This is a genomic window from Kitasatospora brasiliensis, from assembly GCF_032654805.1.
Classification (GTDB): Bacteria; Actinomycetota; Actinomycetes; order Streptomycetales; family Streptomycetaceae; genus Kitasatospora; species Kitasatospora brasiliensis.
On sequence record NZ_JAUOOW010000008.1, the window covers coordinates 41,152 to 57,569 of the forward strand.

The following is a 16,418-nucleotide window of genomic DNA, read 5'->3' on the forward strand; positions in this document are numbered from 1 at the left end:
AATCACAAGGATGTCACGAGATCTAATGGAAAATCAGGGCACCTCGTTGAGTTGGGATCCGCGAACGGAAGCATGCCAGCCGGTACTGACACGTCCCGACCGGCACGGGTCGACGGAAGAGGAGGAACCGGCCGTACGTTCGACCAGGGTCCGTCGGGTGGGGCTGATCGAACTCCTCCGGAACGCCGAGGACTTCACCGCGCTGGTCAGCTCGACGCCTGGCGAGGAAGTCGCCATGGTCGAGTACCTGATGGCGATCATGTACGCGTCCGAGTGCGTGCCGGAGACTCCCGAGGCCTGGCGTCAGTGGGTGGAGGAGGAGCACTCGCTGGAGAAGGCCGCGATCTGGTTGGAGAGCAGGCCCCCCGAGCACTGGGACCTGTTCCACCCCGAGCGCCCGCTGGGCCAGAACGCACTGCTGGCTCCGTTCATGGCCGCGGGCGGCGTCGGTTCGGCCCAGCTCGTCATCGAACGCACGGGCGACTACAACCAGTTCTTCGACAAGGTGCATCTGCACGACCCCGAGCCGCTGCCGCCGGACGCGGCGTTCCGGGCCATGCTGACCCAGCACGCCTACGGCCTCGGCGGGCGTGCCATGGCCAAGGCCGACTGGCTGGGCCCGCAACTGACCTACCAGGCAGTGGGCCGGCTCGGCATCCGCATCCGGGTGCTGGCCAGGGGGCGGACGCTGGGCGACACGCTGCGGCTGAACATCATGCCGTGCAAGCCTGACGACGTCGGGACCTTCAACTACTCCTGGACCGACGGCCGCGTCGGCCGCCGCACCTTCCGCGGCCGCAAGGAGACACGGCTGCCGGACGGGCCGGCCGACCTCCACTCCTTCCTCGGCCGGTCGATCCTCCTGCGTCCCGTCCTGGTGAACGGCAAGGTCATGGTCGACCGGGTCCTGCGGGCTGCCGGCGAGATCCTCGACCCGCTGCCGGACGTACACCTCCAGGACGCCGTGCTGGTGGCGGGCAGGAAGGGCAATCCGGAGCCCCTGCGGCCGAGCGAGGACCGGGCGCTCTGGCGGGAGTCCCACGCGGTGTACGCGGCCACCTACAAGGCCGAGGAGGAAGTGGCCAAGGGCATGGACCTGTACGGCCGCCTCGCCGTCCTGGGTGATCGACGGGTGGACCTGACCGCCGTGGGCCTGATCTCCCGGCAGGCGACCGCCACCGCATGGGTCTCGGACACCTTCCCCTACGTGCCCAAGTGGAGGGAGGAGCTCAAGTGGGCCGCCGACGAAGGCTCACAGATCTGCGAATACGCCGCCAAGTGCCTGTACGCCGCCGCGGTCGTGGCCCGCGACAAGGCTTACCCCAACCCGAAACCCTCCGACAAAGCGGTCTTCCTCAAGCGCCTCAACGCTGAACCGGACCTGTGGGCGGGCGCCGCCGACCACTTCTGGTTCCTGATCGCGGAAGTGAGCGGCGGGACGCGCGCCGGCAAGGGCCCCCTGGCGGAGTTCGGCCGGGAGATCCACGACCTGACGTGGAAGCTCCTGCGGGCCCGGCTGGCGCCCCTGCTGGCCATCCCGCGGGGGAAGAGCGCCGGGGCCGAGGCGGAGCTGAGGTTGAAGAAGATGCTGGCGAGCTCGTCCTGTCCGCCGTACCTGAAGGAGCGCCCGCGTGTTTGACGAACAGCTGTCGCTGGACCTGACCGACATCCTGAAGCCGGTCGCCGTCCCCGACACCGTGCCCGACGGCGGTCCCGAGACCGAACGCACCCCCGCCCAACGCCTCACCAGCTGGCTGTGCAGCCTGGTGTGGTCCCACGACTACGGACGCCTCGCCGACCTGCGCCGCCCCGAGGCTCTGTCGGAGCCCCGGCTGCGGGCGGCCTCGTTCAGCCCCGAGGAGGACCAGCGGCCGGTCTTCGAGAAGGTCGCCTTCCTCTTCGCCCGCTACCACGCCGGCAAGAGCGTGCCCCAGGCCGGCTACGGCTCGATGGGCGACGCCCTGCGCCGCGTCGGCACCCCCGCCGGCCGGGGCAGGAACGACCCGGGCGCCAGGCGCCTGCTCGACCGCCTGGTGGCCTCCCGCGAGCTGCCCGTACGCCACCTTCAGCACGCCGTCGAACGCTCGCGGGCCTGCGAGGTGGCACCGCCGTCCTGGGCTCTGCTGGCCGAGGACCTGTCCGCGTGGAAGGCCCGGGGCGGGGCGACCCCGTACCGCTGGGCCCGCGACTTCTACACCCCCGAATACCCTGCCAAGAAGAACGGCTGACACCATGACGATCATCCGGACCAATGCCGTCTCCGAGCGGCTCGACGGCCACCAGTTCCTGTCCCTGCACGCCCTCGAAAGCCTGGTCGCCGTCCTGCCGGTCCGCGACGAGAACGGCATGGCGAAGATCATCCCGTTCGGCGGCGAGACCCGGAGCCTGATCACCTCCCAGGCCCGCCGCCGGGCCGAACGCACCCTCAGCCGGGAAAAGGCCAACGCGGGCGAGGGCGCCCTGGCCGGCTACACCATGGGCATCCGCACCCGCGAGTGGGCGCAGCTCACCGCCGAGGCGCTGCGCGGCCTGGGCTGGGAGGAGCAGGACGCGCTGCCCGTCGCCAAGGCGGTGCTGGAGGGCGTCGGCCTCAAGTTCGGCGACAAGGAGCGCACCCGCAACCTCACCAAGGTGCTGCTCTTCGCCCCCGAGGACGCCGGGGCCAAGCTGGCGGAGTACCTCGACGCCAACCGGGACGACGTCGTGTCCTGGGTCGGAGAGTTCGAGGAGGCCCGCAAGGTCGCCGAGACCGCCAAGGCCAAGACGAAGGGCAAGAAGCGCGCGGCGGCCGCCGACGAGGACCTCCTGCCCGTCGAGGTCGAGGAGAGCGCCGCCGAGACCGGCGTCCCCGCTCTGCCCAAGCCCGTGCGCACGGCCGTCCTGGCGGCCCTCGCGCCCCGCGACGCCATCGACATCGCCCTCTACGGCCGCTTCCTCGCCGAGATCGCCGACTCCCCGAACGTCGACGGCGCCGTGATGACCGGCCCCGCCTTCACCGTCCACGCCGCGGCCCAGATCGACGACTTCTACAGCGCCGCCGACGACTCCAAGATCCGCCGCAAGACCAACGCCCTGGACTACCTCGACGCCGCCGGCGACGACGCCGGCGCCGGCATGACGGGCTACCAGTCCCTCATCTCCGGCACCTTCTACCGGCACGCCGCCCTCGACCGCGTCCAGCTGCGCGTCAACCTGATGGCCGGCGGCATGAGCGCCGAGGACGCGGACCAAGCCGCCGTCGCCGCCGAGCGCCAGTTCGTCGAGGCGTTCATCGACGCCATGCCGGCCGCCAAGAAGAACACCACCGCCTCCACCGGCTCGCTGCCCAAGCTGGTCCTCGCCTTCGACGGCAAGCGCCCCTTCAACTACTCCGCCGTCTTCGAGGACCCCATCGACGAGCAGGCCGAGGGCGGGGCCAGCCGCGTCGCCGCCGAGAAGCTCCTCAGGCACCACCGGCTGGTCACCCGCAAGCGCTCCGACATCGCCGGCGGCCGCGTCCTCACCTACGACCTCGGCATTCAGGACCTCCTCGACAGCCTCACCGCCGAGGGCGCCCTGGCCGCGGCCGAGGCCGACACCGCCGAGGAGCTGACCAACCCGTGAGCCAGCCGTACGTGCTCCTGGCCCGGCTCGCGGGGCCGCTCCAGGCCTGGGGACTGGTCTCCCGCTTCGACCGGCGCGACACCCACCTCAGGCCCACCAAGTCGGGCTTCCTCGGCATGCTCGCGGCGGCCGCCGGCTACTCCCGCGACGAACCGGTGGACCCGACGTGTCTGGAGAGGCCGCTCAAGCCGCTCGACGAACTGCGCTTCGCCGTCCGCGCCGACCGACCCGGCACCCCCGTGCGCGACTACCACACCGTCGGCGGCGGCCGGTACCCGCTGCGCCCGCGCGACCTGATCACCGACCACCGCCGCGCCCAACAGGCCGCCACCGCACTGGAGTCGGCCACCGGACCGGTCTTCGGCGCCACGGCGGCCCGCGCCCTCACCGGCTGGTACGGCGCCCCGAAGGGGATCGCCCCCGACCCGGACGGCGGACCGCTGCTCGCCCGCACGGTCGGCCGCAACCCGATGATCACCAGCCGAAGCTACCTCGCGGACGCCAAGTTCGTCGCCGCCGTCGAGCACCCGAGCCAGAGCCTGCTGGAGGAGCTGGCCGCGGCCCTCGAACAGCCCCGGCGGCTGCTCTGGCTCGGCCGCAAGAACTGTCCGCCCTCCGGCGAGATCTCCGGCGGCGTCCACCCCGGGAGCATCGAAGAAGTGCTCGCGCGGACCCGGTTGCTGCCGAAGGCCGTCGAGCGCCCCTGGTCGTGGATCGAGGTGCCCGCCGGTACCCCCGGGGCAATCTCCGTCGCCGACCACCCGATCAGCTTCCACACCGTGCACCGGTCCTACGCGCCCCGCTGGGAACAGCGCGTACGCATCGAACCCGGCGAGTCCATCGGATGGGACCACCTGCTGTGACCACTGCCTTCACCGACACCGCCCGCTTCGTGGCCTGCCACAGCATCCTGCACCTGGACGCCACCCATGCCCTGGCGCAGAAGGCGATCCTCGACCCGCACATCATGCACCGGCTCGTCATGTCCGGCTTCTACGGCTGGACCGAGCCGGGCGAGGACGACCCGCGCGCCCAGATGGGCATCCTCAACACCTGGACGCTCGACCTGAAGAACAACAGCCTGGTGGTGATCGTCCAGTCCCGCGTCCAGCCCGACTGGTCCTCGATCCCCCGGGCCGCCCTGGCCGACAAGATCGCCCTCCTCCAGGTCGACACCACGGTGCGCGCCGGCGCCACGTACGGCTTCCGGATCGTCGTGAACCCCACCCGTGACCGCCAGACCCGCGCCGAGGACGGCACCCTCGTCCGCAAGCGCCTCTCCGACACCACCCCCCGCCACGTCAAGGACTGGTTCGCCGCCCGCCTCCAGCCCGTCGGCACCGACCGCGTCGGCCCGGCCGGCATCCGCCGCATCGGCGCCGACGGCGACCTCGACACCCTGGCGATCCGGATGCTCCCCAAACTCGGCCTGACCGCCAAGCACCAGGGCACCAAGATCGGCCGCGCCGAGATCAAGGGCACCCTCACCGTCACCGACCCGCCCGCCTTCACCGACGCCCTCACCACCGGCATCGGCCGCGCCCGTTCCTACAGCGCGGGCCTGCTCCTGATCCGGCCGACGGCGGGCGGGTAGCGGCGGCACTCCCCCGGGCCCGCGGAGCAGGAGGCCTCGGGCTCGGGGGCCTCCTGTCCCGCCACCAGGCGGGTCGAACAGGCGCGCTTTCCTCAAGGCCCCGGAATCCGGTGTGTTCTCGATTCCCGCGTCAGCCCCTTAGGCTGGTGCCTAGCTCAATGCGCCCTGGCGTCTCACCATGATGCATCAGGTGCCGCCGCCCCGCCCGAGAGAGTAAGAAGGGCGGCGGCCAGACAAGAGCTAGGGCCCGCCGCTGCCTCGCCGCAGCTGCGGGCCGCTCTCGTCTTCGACCAGCCTATAGGCCCGCCCGAGTCCCCTTCTCCGGGTCAGTACGAAACCTCCTGGCTGGGGCCCCGAGGGTGGGGCGAAATCACTGGTGCTAGCCCCCTGCGGATTCGTCTAGAGAAATAGTTCGTACAGATATAGACCTTGCATGCAAGTGCGCTCACCATCGCCCCACTCAGAGCAGAAGACTGCCCAGCTCTTGTCTCGCGCCCACCCCACCCCAAACATGGTCAATCCCATTCACCCTCAAGGAGCAACCCTGCCTGTTGACGAACTTCGTTCGAAACTCAAACGCACACGCGCTTTTCGTGACGTCCGAGGGACTCGCTATAGGGTGACTGCCCTCACGTAAAGCAAAACTCACACCTCCCCGCCCGACTGCGGGGGTCACCCGACTGCTCGCGCTCTTGTTTCGCGATGCAAAGTCTCTTCCCCGCGCCAGCGGGGGCCAGCCGTGACGGTGAGCGCGCCGTCGTCGATGCCGCTACTCCTCTCCGTGCGTTCGTCTCAGCGCAGGAGCGGAAGACGATGCAGTAGAGGTGGTGTTGGCAGCTCGGCCGCCGACCCGGTTGAGGCGGTGATGATGGGCGCGATGTGGCCTCAGGGCATCGGCAGCGGGGCGGCGTCGCAGAGCATGGGCGGAGGCCGGAGCCGAGCGCAGGCGCTCGGGGTTCCGACGGTAACCAGCAGCTGTCCGGCGACGTTGGCACAGACGCCGTTGAGGCCGAGGCTGTTCATCAAGCTGAGCCAGCGTTGATAGGTCACGCCCAGCCTTCAGCGTCTATCTACCGTTTACCAAGTCTTTTATGTTCTCTACGTTGACCGAAGAAATAGCTCAATGCGAAAATCCGCGATCGCCTTAGGTCATGAGTCTCCACTCACCCGGACAGGTCCGTTCACTAGTCCCTGCTCCAGTTCGATGGAAGTCTCATCAACTCACACCAGCCTGACAACATGCCGGAGTCACCCGAGAGGAAAGGTGTCCTGGATCCGCTGGCCTGCGAGCTCCTGAGTCGTTGCCGGGATGGGGCCCAGCGCCACGAGATCTGCACCATCAGGTTCCGATGGCGATCTCGAACTTCCGGTTCTGTCGGACGAACGTCCCCTGGCGCACCCAGGGCATCGCATGGCGGTAGCTGCGAAACCTCCTGACTGAGCCAGGTACCTGGAGCACCTTCGTCATCGTCGCCGTAACCGCGGTGGCGCCTCGGCGAGTCATGCAGTCGCGAGGCCGGTTGCCCTCCTGGGGGCTTCGTTCCCCGTTGTCTCTTCGTGCCTCCGCAATGAGGCCCTGGCCGTCGGGTCCGGCATGACCTCCCCCTTGTTGTTCATGATCTGGCCCCGGCGAGGGACTTGGGCGTGATCGTGTCGAACCCTAAGGGGGTGAATGTTGCTGGTCACCGCAATCGAGCGGCGTTCGTAGGCCGCACCGATGATCCGGTAGAACGCCTCGACGAGGTCCTCAGCGACAGGAAGCAGGCCGATGTCATCGATCACGATCAGATCGGCCCGGCAGAGCCGGACGATCGTGCGGGCGGGCGAGCCGTCGACCTTCGGCTTGCCGATCGCGGCGGCGAGGGTCTCCAGGGTGAACCAGGCGACCCTCAGGTTCTTCTCGATCGCGGCCTGAACCCAGATCTTCGGTGAAGTGCGGCTTCCCGGGGTGGTGGAGTCCTCGGTCCGCCAGGACGCGAGGGTCTTGCCACTGGGGAAGTTCGCTGAGTGACGCCGGAGGTGCCGGGTGGCCGTGCCGCGGCCGGTGATCTCCTTGGAGATCAGCAGCCGGAGGACCTCGGCGGGGTGCCACCGCTGGGCCCGGGCGGTGGCCAGGTCGTCAAGCGCGGGTTGCACCTGTATCTGTGGTTCATCGGGGGCTGACTGCGGTCAGTCGACGCTCGACTTCCCTGCCGCCGTCTGCTGCCGAGCCAGGGCATGCCAGGCGACGGTGCCGTTCTGAACGGAGTGGGCCTCGTCCGCACGGACGATTTGGCCGACGGGCTTGCTGGCCGCGATGTGCTCCAGGATGGAGACGAGTCGTGCTCGGCGAAGCATCCAGCCGCGAGCCCGAGGGCATGGTCCACCCGGTCGCTGCCCAGGCCGGCGGTGAGTTCGACGGCGTGGGCCATCTTGGTGCGGATCCGGGATGCCCCGACGGGTGCGGCTTCCTTGAGCCGGCGCCCGGCACCGGGGGGGCGGTGCCCACGAACGCGAGCTCTGCCTCCGAGCGCTGTCGCAGCCTGGGCTGGTGGACCGAGCGGCGGGCAGTGATCGAAAACTTGTCGCTGACGACCCGGCACCAGGCCCTGGCGCTGGTGTAGCCAGGCGGGGTCAAGTAGCGCACTGAGTTGAAGCTGACGGTGCGGTCCTAGCCGACGACTCGCTCCTCGCCCAAGGCGAGCGCCAGTGGCTCGACCGGCAGGACATGCGGCGTGGTGCGTTCGATGGCGAGCCTGTCGGCCGGGATCTGCCTGGTCGCCTGGTGCCGACACGTGTTCACCGTGTCGGCACCAGATCAGGCAGACGTCCGCGAGCTCAGCGAAGGTGTCATAGGCGGACAGCAGGTTCGCCTCGATGGGGACCAGGTCAGCCTTCGCGATGCGGCCGTGGCCTCCGCACCGCCCTTGCTCCCGGGGTCGTGGGGGACGCAGAAGACGATCTGGCAGCCGTAGTGGTGGCCCGCGGCGACCATCTGCGGGTGCCGGACCGGGATCCCGGTGACCTGCTCGACGCTGACCGTCTTCGCGTTGTCAGTCAGCACGTACGTCGGCGTCTTTTTGATCCGCCGCAAAGGGGGGCACGATCGCCACGGCATCCAGGCAATCAGCGATCTTCTCCCCCCAGTCGACGAACTCGCCGGGATTGGCATCGGCCGGCCGCTGCGACTTCACAGCACGAAGGCGAACCAGGGTGGCCTTGAGGATGGGGTCAACCACGAGGGCTTCTTCCGATCGGCTTCCGCTGCCCACGGCGAGCACCACATCCAGGCCCTACTCTGCCTCGCCAGGCGTCGGGTCGGCGCCCGGGAGTCGGGGGACTGAGCTGTCGCCTCGGTCCGCACCACAGCGCGCCGGTTGGGCGATCCGTGAACGTGGCTGCGGTACGGACGCTGAAGGTCCGTACCACGGCGTCTGAAACCTGAACCCTGTGTCGGAGGTACGCCGGTCCCCGTCCGCTGAGCAAGAGGAGGAGTCCCGAATATCCGCTCTGGTCATCCGGACGGTGCTCTGCGACCTCCGACTCGCGCCGGCTCGCTGTCGGGCCGCGAGCCAGGATTTTCCGCGGAAAATCCTGCGGCATCTGGTGGTCCCTGAGCAGAGGAAGGATGTCGACCTCTCGGGTCCCACGCCTATGCGTACGGAGGCTGGGCATGTCGTGGCTGCGGCCGCGCTGGGTACGCGCGGAATTTTCCGCGGAATATTCGAGCGATTGGAAGCCTGGCCTTCCGGACTGGGGGCGACATGAAGGGGATCTCGCTGGTGACCCACCCGGTGGTGCAGGACCTCGCACCGGAGGTGAAGGAGGCAAGACCCGGCAGCCCGGACGGACCGCGGCGTCAGTCTCCGCTCCGGAGCCCCCGCCAAGATTTTCCGCGGAAAATCGGCGGCCTCAGCGAGGGCACAGCCTCTGCACGCCCGTCGCTGGATCGCTCACGGCATCGGGTTGATGATGCCGTCGGAAGCCTCGGCTTCGTCCTCGTCGGGCCAGCGGCCTTCGATGTGCAGCTGGATGAGTGCCGCGTGGGAGAGCGGGGCGGTGGGGTCGGTGACGTCGCCGTTGGTGGTGTAGTCGAGGAGGACGACGTCGTCCTTGGTCCGCAGCAGCGCAATCAGGTCGGCGGTGCGGTGTTCAAGGATCCAGCGGTAGGCCAGCAGGTAGATCCGGCGGCGGGCTGTCTCGTAGGGCAGGAGCTGGTCTCCGTGCAGGCCGGTGCGGTGGCCTCTGACGGGGCCGTGGCGACGTACCGTCCGCTTGAGGCCCTTCATCGTGGTGACCGCGAGTTTGGTGGGGTCGACGTCGGAGTGCTGGAAGACCTTGAGGGCTTGCCAGATTCCTTCAACCGACTGGCTGGTCACGCCGTCGCTGTAGGGGACCGGGATGTCGCCGTGCGGGTAGAAGGGGCTCAGTCGGACCCAGGGGTCGGGTGCCTTGGAGGTGACGTCGATGATCTCCGCGCCTGGGAACGCGGCGGCCAGTGAGGCTGATGAACGGCGACGGCTGGCGATATGGATCGGCATGTGGAGGGCTCCCCCGGCTTGACGGCATCAGCCACCGAGCATCTCCGATGCCACTGACATTGAGCCCGACTGGCCCGCGCCGCCCGTCCACGCACCGCACCGCACCACACCGCACCGAAGGGCAGCGGGACTGAACGGGAACCAGGCCCCGCCGTCGGCTCTGGCCAGGCAGGAGTGGGTCTTACGATCACACCCATGATGAGCACTCCGGAGTCCTGGACCATTCGCCACTTCTCCCAGGCCAATCCTGCCGGTCCGGGCTGTGACAGCGTGCCGGCGCTCTTGCGGAGGCTGGCCGATTCGATCGAAGCGTTGGGCCCTGTTGAAGTTCAGGATGTCGTCATCGAGTCGGAGATGACCGAGCACGGACCTTGGCGGTCGGGGACGGTCTACTTCCACCTGCCCGAAGACGACTGAGCACGGTTCTGGCCACTCACGCGGATTTTCCGCGGAAAATCGATGGGACGGCGGAGCGGTCGGATCGCCCGGAGATGCCGAGCCTCTCCCCCACGTGCGCAACGGTGACCGGGCCGGTCACCGGGCTCAGACGGTCCTCGATCTGCGCGGCGATCTGCGCGGCGATCTGCGCGGCGATCCGTGCGGCGATCCGCGCCTTCGCGCCCGACGTTGCCGAACCGGCCTCGGGGAACTGGCCGCTTCGCGCCGGTGGGGGAGCAGGGCTTCCCCCGCGTGCACGCCCTGGAGAGTTTTCCGCGGAAAATCGGAGCCCAATGGAGCGGGCACCCATGACTGGTCTGCCGGGCTACGAGGGGGCATCGGAGGAGAGAGAAGAGCGCCGGGACGACCGAGGGCCGTCGCGTACCTGTTCCTCGACGACTGAGCCGAGGCGCGGCGACTGCCGCGCGGGTCACTCGACGGTGCGGGCGATGGTCCCCCGTGCCTCCAGGTTCCAGGTGATGATCCGCCGGGGGTGGACGCGGATGATGTCCTTGCTGAAGTAGTCGGGCGCCACGGGCGGCACGTCCGCGGTCAACACCTCGGCCGGGCCCCTGATCTCGACGCCGCGGCCCCAGTCGCCCGCGACCGGGTCGTCGGCTGGGGCCAGGTCGTCCACCAGCACGGAGACGTCGGGACGGGCCTGCGCGTTGCGGTACTTCCGGCTGTGGGCCATGGGCGGGCCCGCCGATGTCGATGATGCCGTCGTCGTTGAGCCGGAAGCCCACCGGGCGGACCTGCGGACAGCCGTCGGGGCCGATGGTGGCCAGGCGCGCCAGTAACTGGGCGGTCGCGCTCCCTCTCGGTGAAGATCATGCGCCGACCGTTGAGGCTCAAGTTCGGTTGAGGTCAGGATGCCGGGGTCTGACACGGGGACGGAGCAGCCGTGCGGCCAGGGCTCGCCGAGCCGGCCTCCGACATCGGCTGTCGATGGCGCCACGGCAGAAGCTCCAGCGGAGGCCTCGGATTTTCCGCGGAAAATCGGAAGCCTCGCGCCAGGGCCGATGCCCCGCCCGGTCAGTGCGCGGCGTGCTCGGGGACCGGCGATGCCTCGGCCGCCGCTGAGTGGAGTGGCGGCCGGGCGGGGGAGCGGAGCAGGGACGCGGCGAGGAGGAGGGATGCCGCGACGAGGCAGGCGCCGATGCGGAAGGCGAGTTGGTAGCCGCCGGTGAGCGCCGAGGGGGCGGATGCCCCGTCGTGCAGCAGCGCGTTCGTGTGGGCGTTGGCGAGGGTGCTGAGGATCGCGAGGCCGAAGGCGGCGCCGATCTGCTGCATGGTGTTGAACATGCCGGAGGCGATGCCCGAGTCCTCGGGTGTGGCGGCGGACATCGCGAGGGTGGCCAGGGCCGGCATGGCGAGGCCGAAGCCGATGCCGAGTGGCAGCAGCGCGGGCAGGATGTCGACGGCGTAGCTTCCGCCGGCGGGTACGCGGCCGAGTGCGGCGAGGCCGGCGGCGATCAGGGCGAGTCCGGGGAGGAGGACGGCGCGGGGGCCGAAGCGGGCGATGGCCTTGGGGGAGAGGCCGAGGGAGAGGGTGCCGATCGCGACGGAGACCGGGAAGATGCCGAGGCCGGTGTGGATCTCGTCGAAGCCGAGCACCTTCTGGAGGTAGAGGACGCACAGGAACTGAAAGCTGAACATCCCGGCCACCATGAGGGCCTGGATGCCCAGTGCCCCCGAGACGGTGCGCGAGCGGAACATCCGCAGTGGCAGCAGCGGGCGGGTCGCCTTCGTCTGGCGGGCGACGAAGGCCAGGAGCAGGGCCAGGGCCGCGGCGCCGAAGCCCAGGGTGGGTGCCGAGGCCCAGCCGACGTCGGTGGTCTCGACGATCGTGTAGACGCCGAGCATCAGGGCGGCGGTGACCAGGAGTGCCCCCGCGACATCGGTCCCCTTGCCGAGGCCGAGGCCCTGTTCGGGGGTGAGCATGCGGCCGGCCGACACCATGGCCGCGATGCCGATCGGGAGATTGACGAAGAAGATCCAGTGCCAGCCGACGGTCTGGGTCAGGGCGCCGCCGACGAGGAGGCCCAGGGAGCCGCCGGCGGACTGGACGAAGCTGTAGACGCCGATGGCCTTGGCCCGTTCCTTCGGCTGCGGGAACAGGGTCACGACCATGCCGAGGGTGACGGCGGAGGTGACCGCGCCGCCGATGCCCTGGACGAAGCGGGAGGCGAGCAGCGTCGCCGGGTCCTGGGAGATCCCGCAGAGCAGCGAGGCCGCGGTGAAGATGCCCAGTCCGGCGACGAAGACGCGCTTGCGTCCGACGAGGTCGCCGAGCCGTCCGGCGAGCAGCAGCAGTCCGCCGAAGGGGACCAGGTAGGCGTTGACCACCCAGGCCAGGCTGGTGGGGGAGAAGCCGAGGCTGTGCTGGATGGACGGCAGGGCGACGCTGACGATGGTCCCGTCGAGGATGACCATCAGCTGGCCGGCGCAGAGTACGGCCAGTGCCGGCCAACGTGAGGTGTTCGCGGGTGGGTTGGTGCTCCGCACGGGGAGGCTCCTTCCAATGGTGCACGTCTTGTTACGGGAGACATCGTCTGTAACCATGACGCGCAGCGGAAGGAGGCACTTTCATGTCCCACAGTCACACCGATGTGTCCGGCGAGGTCAGCAACGAGGCGTGCCCGATCACCGAGGTCCTCGACCACGTCGCGGGCAAGTGGAGCATCGGGATCCTGGTCGCCGCGGCGCACGGGCCGGTCCGGTTCACCGAGTTGGAGCGCACCGTCAAGGGCATCAGCCGGCGGATGCTCACGCTGAACCTGCGCAAGCTGGAACGTGACGGTCTGCTCGTACGGACCGTCTACCCCACGGTGCCGCCGAAGGTGGAGTACAGCCTCACGCCCATGGCCCACGAACTCCACGCGAGCCTCACCGGGTTGGTGGGCTGGGCGGAACGCCATCGGGCCGACATCACCGCCGCCCGGGCCGGCTACGACGCCCAGGCGGGAGCCGACGGGAGCTGATGCCGCCGCCTCCGGGGCCGGAGGATTTTCCGCGGAAAATCGTCCGGCGTGGGGAAGCGGCGGAAACCCGATGGGCCTCCCCCGGATCGCCCGCCGGTCTGCTCATCATCGGTAGCCGCGCGGCATCGCCTTCTGCCCCGGCATGGGGATGGGCGTCCACGGCCAAGGGGCCGGGCACAGCCCGGGTGGTTCATCGAGCGACCGGACGCGGTACCTGGCTTTGATCATCTGAGTGCGGAGCCATCGAGGGTCGCACTTGTACACCGTCGCGATCCTTCTGACGCTGATGCCCGACTCGTGTCGTTGGGCGATGGCGGGTAGGGCGGCGATCACGAGTTCGGTGATCATGTCCTGTCGCTCTTGTTCGTTGCGGGCCCACATGCGTACTCCTGGTCATGACGAATAGGCCTCCGTCCTGCGGCAGCGGGGGCAGTCGCAGGACGGAGGCGGGCCCGCCGCTGGAGGGTGGAGGGCGGCGGGAGTTTGGGGCCGGTCCCCTGGCAATTCGGTCAGAAACATCCTGGGGACCGGTGCGCGCATCGTGGGCAGGAGCGCCCTCGGAGCGCGCCCCGGCTGTGTGACCGGGCGTGGTGCCCCGTCCTGGCAGGTCGGTCTCGTGCCACCTGTCGGACGGGGAGTCGGTGGCGGCCAACCGGGGCTGTGTCGGTGGGGGATCTCGATGCCCAGGCTGAAGCGTCCGAATCGCCAGATTTCCACGTTGGGGCTCTCGCCGGGCCGGGTGTGCGCCGGTTTGCCGGGGCTGCCTTCTTCACGGGCCGTCGGGTAGCACTGGAAGCCGACTACCGGGCAGCCGGTCAGAGCAGCGACGAGGAAGGTGCCTTCCATGGGGTGCTCCGTCGTGCTTCGAGGTCTGAGGACGTGCCGTCGGCCGAGGGCGGGATGGTGTAGGTCAGAAATCCGTTGTGTTCGCCGGTCGGGACGAAGCCGGCTTTGAGGAGGACGCGGCCGGAGGCGGGGTTGTCCGGGCGGTGCTTGGCGCGGACCTTCGGCAGGCCGAGGTGGCCGAAGGCCAGGGCGAGGATCCTGTGAACCCCTTCGGTCGCGTAGCCCCGGCCCCAGGCGTCGGCGCGCAGGATGTAGCTGAGGGCGGCGACGGGCCGGTCCCGGTGGAGTTTGACGACGCCGAGGAGGTCCCCGTCCACGGTGAGGCCGAGTGCGTACAGCGTGCGCGGCGTCTGGGCCGCGGCCGCCACGACGTCGCGTACGTAGCGGTAGGCCGCGTGGGCGTCCATCGGTGCCCGGCCCAGGTGCTTCGTCGACTCCGCGCTGTAGATCCGCGGCAAGGCCTCGGCGTCGCCGAAGCCCAGCTCCCGCAGCTCGATCACCCGTCCACCGCTTCGATGAGCTTCGCGAGTTCGGCGGCGGTGGGCCGGTCATCGGGGGCGGCCAGCAGGACGTAGCGCAGCCGGGCCTGGAGGGCGGGCCAGGGCATCGCGGTGGACAGCGGGATGGCCCGGTGGGCGATGGCCTTGCGGATCTCCTCCAGCGGCGTGCCCTTTTCGAGGCCTGCGGTGTCGTAGTCCAGCGGCCACGTCCCGGTGGCGCAGGTCCACAGCGTGCCGGCGAGGGCGTAGACGTCGGCGGTGCGGGTCGTGTCGACGGGTTGGGGGCCGTTGATGATCCGGGCGGCCAGTTCGGGCGCGGTGAGGTGGATCATCGTGCCGTCGAACCTGGGCCAGGGGGTGCTGCCGAGTTTGCGGGCCCAGGCGAAGTCGAGCAGGCGCACCGTTTCGTCCTCACTGTGGATGCCGTGCGCGGGTTGGAGGTCGCCGTGCACCCACCCGTCGGCATGGAGGCCGGCCACGGCGCGGCACAGCGCGACGGCGGCGGCGAGGGCCTCGTCCTTCCCGCCGTCGCCCTTGCGCAGGGGCCGGAACACCTGCCAGGTGGAGGGCCCGGCCAGCCAAGGGGTGACGTACCAGATGCCGTCGGCGTAGCGGCCGGAGGTCACGGTGTAGCCGGGGAGCTGGTCGAGCACGGAGGCCTCGCGGGCGGTGACCTCGGCGGCCTCGCCGGTGCCGAGCTTGATGCTCGCCACTCCGCGCGGGCCACTGGCCTTCCACACCGCCGACCCGCGCCGGTTGCTGACCTCCTCCAGCTCCAGCGGCCCGCACAGGGCCCGCGCGGCCTTCAGCGCTGCTGCGGCCTCGGAAGTGAACTCGCCCATTCTCGAACTGCCTTCCAGTCACAAGGGATGTGCTCGAAGACGTCCCGGCCGTCGTCCACCGCGACGGCGAGCGCCATGGCGAGGTTCGGGGTCTTCGTGAGGAACTTCGGGTCCAGCGGCCGCACGCCCGCCCGCACCGCCAGGAACGAGAACGGCGGCGGCGCGATGGCCTGACCGCGCCGACCGGACTCGACAGCCCCTTGGGGGAACTTGCCGACCATGACGCCGACCGGCGCGTACAAGTGCTTCAACGCCCAGTGCGGCCAGGCCAACAACTCACGGTGGTCGGCACCCTCGCAGCGCCCGGTCAGCACCACGTTCTCGCACGCGAGCAGACCGTACGACCGGCTCGTCAGCGGGCGCACCCACTCCGCGGCCTGGACCCCCGCGTAGAACAACTCGGCCTCCACGGCGTACCGATGGCTGCCCGGGACGATCTCGTAGACCGTCCACCCGGTCATACCCCGCCGGACGGACGGCCCCAGGAACGGGCAGTGCTCGAACAGCCCGGCGAGGTAGCCGTCCACGCCCACGCCCACCGGATTCTCCGTCCGGGCTTCGATCAGGCGCAACGCCCCGGCGCTCGGCCGGGACGCCCCGCCGGAGAATGCGGTGATCACCGGTGCGAGGCCGGGACCAGGTCGTCGCCGTCGTCGCCTTCGACCGGGCCACAGTTCCACTCGGCCCAGACCTCGCCGGTCTCGCGGTAGCGGGCCAGAGCGGCGGTGTCGACCGTGCCGTCGGCGTCGGTGAACCAGACCTCCGGCAGCGGGCCGTACGCCTCCTCGTACGCGCCCACCCAGGAGACGAAACCGGCACCGGAGCCCTCGACATGGACCAGCCTGCGGCCGGCGTGGCGGAAGGCGAACGCCTCGTGCGCCACCGGGTCGGCGACCAGCCGGTGCCACGCGGCATCGACAGCGCCGGAGAACATCTCCGGCCCGGCCTCGCCCGCGTCGATCCGACGCACGGCGATCCTGAAGAACCTGCCCAGCTCAGCCAGCTCGACACTGGGAGTGAGGGTGACATTCATGGACTTCTCCAATCGAGGGTTGACGCTGCTCACCCGGACGGGGACGAGCAGCTGTGAG

17 protein-coding genes are annotated in these 16,418 nt (G+C 69.9%); 8 read left to right on the plus strand and 9 right to left on the minus strand.

The features are described from left to right. The first annotated feature begins 25 nt into the window (after positions 1–25). From QWJ13_RS28770 to cas6e, 5 genes are read left to right on the plus strand one after another with little or no spacing between them, the layout of a single operon-like run. Entirely contained in the window at positions 26–1,639 is a 1,614-nt protein-coding gene (locus QWJ13_RS28770) for a type I-E CRISPR-associated protein Cse1/CasA (protein WP_316528473.1), read from the plus strand. Beyond that, positions 1,632–2,228 (plus strand): type I-E CRISPR-associated protein Cse2/CasB, encoded by a 597-nt coding sequence (gene casB / locus QWJ13_RS28775; protein WP_316528115.1) that lies wholly within the window; start codon positions 1,632–1,634, stop codon positions 2,226–2,228. Before QWJ13_RS28770 ends, casB begins: the two co-directional genes overlap by 8 nt. A gap of 4 nt (positions 2,229–2,232) precedes the next feature. Next, the gene (locus QWJ13_RS28780; protein WP_316528116.1) at positions 2,233–3,603 is read left to right on the plus strand and encodes a type I-E CRISPR-associated protein Cas7/Cse4/CasC; all 1,371 of its coding nucleotides are present in this window, start codon (positions 2,233–2,235) and stop codon (positions 3,601–3,603) included. Next, complete coding sequence (gene cas5e, locus QWJ13_RS28785; protein WP_316528117.1) at positions 3,600–4,466, plus strand: type I-E CRISPR-associated protein Cas5/CasD; 867 nt, start codon at positions 3,600–3,602, stop codon at positions 4,464–4,466. The genes QWJ13_RS28780 and cas5e overlap by 4 nt, the downstream gene beginning before the upstream one ends. Further along, a complete protein-coding gene (gene cas6e, locus QWJ13_RS28790; RefSeq protein WP_316528119.1) occupies positions 4,463–5,197 on the plus strand; it encodes a type I-E CRISPR-associated protein Cas6/Cse3/CasE in 735 nt (244 codons plus the stop codon). Before cas5e ends, cas6e begins: the two co-directional genes overlap by 4 nt. Before the next feature lie 1,500 nt (positions 5,198–6,697). Here the strand turns inward: cas6e and QWJ13_RS28795 are convergent. Beyond that, the gene (locus QWJ13_RS28795; RefSeq protein ID WP_316528120.1) at positions 6,698–7,333 is read right to left on the minus strand and encodes an ATP-binding protein; all 636 of its coding nucleotides are present in this window, start codon (positions 7,331–7,333) and stop codon (positions 6,698–6,700) included. Positions 7,334–7,518: 185 nt separating this feature from the next. On the opposite strand from QWJ13_RS28795, the gene QWJ13_RS28800 reads away from it, so the two are divergent. Beyond that, positions 7,519–7,800, plus strand: coding sequence for a hypothetical protein (locus QWJ13_RS28800; RefSeq protein ID WP_316528489.1), 282 nt, complete (start codon positions 7,519–7,521; stop codon positions 7,798–7,800). A 429-nt stretch (positions 7,801–8,229) separates the two neighbouring features. Here the strand turns inward: QWJ13_RS28800 and QWJ13_RS28805 are convergent, their stop codons facing one another. Further along, on the minus strand, positions 8,230–8,460 hold the full coding sequence (locus QWJ13_RS28805) for a hypothetical protein (RefSeq protein ID WP_316528121.1): 231 nt from the start codon (positions 8,458–8,460) through the stop codon (positions 8,230–8,232). A 669-nt stretch (positions 8,461–9,129) separates the two neighbouring features. Beyond that, positions 9,130–9,717, minus strand: coding sequence for a DUF6939 family protein (locus tag QWJ13_RS28810; protein ID WP_316528122.1), 588 nt, complete (start codon positions 9,715–9,717; stop codon positions 9,130–9,132). A 195-nt stretch (positions 9,718–9,912) separates the two neighbouring features. On the opposite strand from QWJ13_RS28810, the gene QWJ13_RS28815 reads away from it, so the two are divergent. Continuing rightward, a complete protein-coding gene (locus QWJ13_RS28815; RefSeq protein WP_316528123.1) occupies positions 9,913–10,134 on the plus strand; it encodes a hypothetical protein in 222 nt (73 codons plus the stop codon). Positions 10,135–10,585: 451 nt separating this feature from the next. Here QWJ13_RS28815 and QWJ13_RS28820 read toward each other — a convergent pair whose 3' ends face one another. After that, positions 10,586–10,849, minus strand: a complete 264-nt coding sequence (locus QWJ13_RS28820; RefSeq protein ID WP_316528124.1) for a PNPOx family protein — start codon at positions 10,847–10,849, stop codon at positions 10,586–10,588. 341 nt (positions 10,850–11,190) lie between these two features. Further along, positions 11,191–12,591, minus strand: a complete 1,401-nt coding sequence (locus tag QWJ13_RS28825; RefSeq protein WP_316528474.1) for an MFS transporter — start codon at positions 12,589–12,591, stop codon at positions 11,191–11,193. A 155-nt stretch (positions 12,592–12,746) separates the two neighbouring features. Here QWJ13_RS28825 and QWJ13_RS28830 point away from each other — a divergent pair, with 155 nt between their 5' ends. Beyond that, a complete protein-coding gene (locus QWJ13_RS28830) occupies positions 12,747–13,139 on the plus strand; it encodes a winged helix-turn-helix transcriptional regulator (protein WP_316528125.1) in 393 nt (130 codons plus the stop codon). 815 nt (positions 13,140–13,954) lie between these two features. Here QWJ13_RS28830 and QWJ13_RS28835 read toward each other — a convergent pair. The 4 genes from QWJ13_RS28835 to QWJ13_RS28850 are packed head-to-tail and all read right to left on the minus strand — an operon-like array spanning position 13,955 to position 16,360. Continuing rightward, the gene (locus QWJ13_RS28835; protein ID WP_316528126.1) at positions 13,955–14,485 is read right to left on the minus strand and encodes a GNAT family N-acetyltransferase; all 531 of its coding nucleotides are present in this window, start codon (positions 14,483–14,485) and stop codon (positions 13,955–13,957) included. After that, positions 14,482–15,327, minus strand: coding sequence for a serine/threonine-protein kinase (locus QWJ13_RS28840; RefSeq protein WP_316528127.1), 846 nt, complete (start codon positions 15,325–15,327; stop codon positions 14,482–14,484). The genes QWJ13_RS28835 and QWJ13_RS28840 overlap by 4 nt, the downstream gene beginning before the upstream one ends. Then, positions 15,291–15,947 (minus strand): hypothetical protein, encoded by a 657-nt coding sequence (locus QWJ13_RS28845; protein ID WP_316528128.1) that lies wholly within the window; start codon positions 15,945–15,947, stop codon positions 15,291–15,293. Before QWJ13_RS28845 ends, QWJ13_RS28840 begins: the two co-directional genes overlap by 37 nt. Further along, positions 15,944–16,360, minus strand: coding sequence for a hypothetical protein (locus QWJ13_RS28850; protein WP_316528129.1), 417 nt, complete (start codon positions 16,358–16,360; stop codon positions 15,944–15,946). The genes QWJ13_RS28845 and QWJ13_RS28850 overlap by 4 nt, the downstream gene beginning before the upstream one ends. Positions 16,361–16,418 lie beyond the last annotated feature (58 nt).